The 2,339-nt window shown below is 64.3% G+C and carries 2 protein-coding genes; both read right to left on the reverse strand.

Going from position 1 to position 2,339, the window contains the following annotated elements:
- A partial coding sequence (locus AC6CH0_RS17740; protein ID WP_498103325.1) for an Ig-like domain-containing protein occupies positions 1–1,419 on the reverse strand: 1,419 nt, incomplete at its 3' end.
- A gap of 137 nt (positions 1,420–1,556) precedes the next feature.
- On the reverse strand, positions 1,557–2,339 hold a 783-nt coding region (locus AC6CH0_RS17745), incomplete at its 5' end, for a fibronectin type III domain-containing protein (protein WP_498103327.1).

The raw sequence follows: 2,339 nt of genomic DNA on the forward strand, positions 1-2,339 counted from the left end.
GCGACCGTCATCAGCCGTGTACTGGAACGACACCGTGCCCGCAGCATCCGGAGCCGGCGTGAACTGCAACGCCCGACCACCATCGATGACCTCGAGCCGACCCGACTCCGCCGCGATCTCACTCACATTCGTCACCGTCAGCACATCACCGTCAGGATCCGTGTCATTCTCGAGCACCTCGAGCAACGTCGTACGACTCGGGCGGACCCCGAACGTGTCATCCCGCGCCGTCGGCGGCCGATTGGTCTCACTCCGCTCAGCGAGGGTGTCTTCGAACGTCTGCTGCGACGCCTTCTCATCACCCTCTTCGGCGTCGGTCTCGTCAGGCGGGGTCACTTCGTCCCAGTTGTCGACGAGCCGCAGGTTCGAATCCACGAGCCAGACGTTGCCGTTCGACAGATTGTTGAGCGCGATCACGTTCCGGTTCACCCGGAACTCCAGCCGCGAACCCCTCGTCGACTGCTCGATCGTCTGCGCCGACGGCTCACCGTCATCACACGCGTTCACATACCGACCGAACGCCGCCCACGCGCCATGCGCACACCCGTCGAGCCACACCGGACTCGACACCTCATCAGGCGACGTCGTGGGAGCCTCGATGTCGGCCGAGATCATCTCGATGTCGCCGCCGCCCAACGGCACCTGCAGAAGGCCGTCACCAGTCGCCAACAGTACCGAATCGTTCTCTGCACCGACCTGCTGCAACTTCAACGCGTTCTCGGGCAACTCCCGCACCGACCCGTCGATGATCAGGCGGTTCTGCTCCATGTCGAGCACGACGGGCTTCTCGCCCACCACCGACAACTGGTGCTCGCTGATCGAGGGCAGTTCGCTCAGCTCGGGTTCCGCACCGGGCGATTCCACCCGTGCGAGCTGACCCTCTTCGGGAGAGGTCGCGTAGACGACCCCGTCTTTCGATACGGCGACATGGCTGCCCTTGCCGAGCTGGGCGACGGGTTCGGTGTCGGCAGGGTTCAGCTGAAGTTCACCGGCAGCGCCCGTGACCCAGAGTTCGCCCTTCGGGGAGAGGATCGCGAGCGTCTCGCCGCCGTGGGCGACCTCGGAACCCGGAGGAGCCGCGATGCCCTGACCGAGGGTCGTGAACGCGGGATCGATGCGCTCGATCGAGCCGAGACTCTCGTCGTAGAGGAAGACATCGTCGCCGTCCTGCAACACGTCGAACGCGTTCGACGCAGTGTTGACTGCCGCGTTGAGCTCTTCGATCTGGCGGTTGAGGCGCCCGGCGAGGAGTTCTTTTCCGTTGGTGACCCAGACCTCACGTGCCTCGAGATCGACATCGGTCACCGGGAAGCCCTGATGCATCACCGCGAACGTCAACGGAACACCAGCGAGCAGCGTGATCGCGACAGTGGACGCAGCAGCCTTGCGCGTGCGCACCCACGACGTGAAGGTACTCAAACCGCCACTCCCCTGATCTCAGTCGACAACTGGCGCCGAGCCCGACCCCACACCGGGGTACACGGTAACACGATCAGACAACGACTCCACATGGGGAGGACTCCCCGTGGCATCCGAACGATGCAGGTCTACGGCGACTAGTTCCAGTTCTCGACTTCGCTCTTCACGCCGTCGACGGTGACCCAGACGTTCGGGTACCCGCACCACCCGCCGTTGCTGAAGTTGCCACGGAACGAGCCCTTGCCGTCACCTCCGACGGAGATGGTGCCTTCACCGAGGTATCCGCCATTGCAATAGGTCTTGACGCTGTAGTTGCCGGAGTTGAACCACGACACGTTGACGTTGTAGTAGTAGCCGCTCGAGTACGGCGTTCCCTTGCTGAGATCGACCTGACGCGCAGGCTTCGTGGGGGTGTCGGTGTTGGATGACTCCCAGGCACCGCAGCCCGCCGCGTTGCATGCCCGTACGTGGAAGCGGTACGGCGTCCCCACTGACCCACTTGCCGACTTCGAACGTGCGGTGGTCTTGCCGCTGGCCGAACTGTTCAACGTGAAGGCCCACTCGTAGTGATCGATGGCGCTGCCATTCGACGACGCAGCACCCCACGAGAGCGACATGTCGCCCGAGCCATTGTTCGATGCTGAGAGGGTTGCCGACGACGGTGCCGTCGGCTTGCCGAACGGAGTCACGGCGTCACTCGGGGCCGACGAGGTCGAACCGATGTTGTTCGTCGCGATGACGGTGAACTGGTATGCCGTACCGTTGCGCAGGCCGGTGATGGTCTGCGTCGTGCCCGCGGTGCCGGCGCCGAAGCTCGCCTCGCCGCCGTTCCATTTCACCGTGTACCCGGTGATCGGCGAGTTGTTGCTCGCCGGTGCACGCCACGTCACCTTCGCCGAACCGTCGCCGGGAGTCGCAGT

The sequence above is a fragment of the Agromyces sp. GQ35 genome (assembly GCF_059758475.1).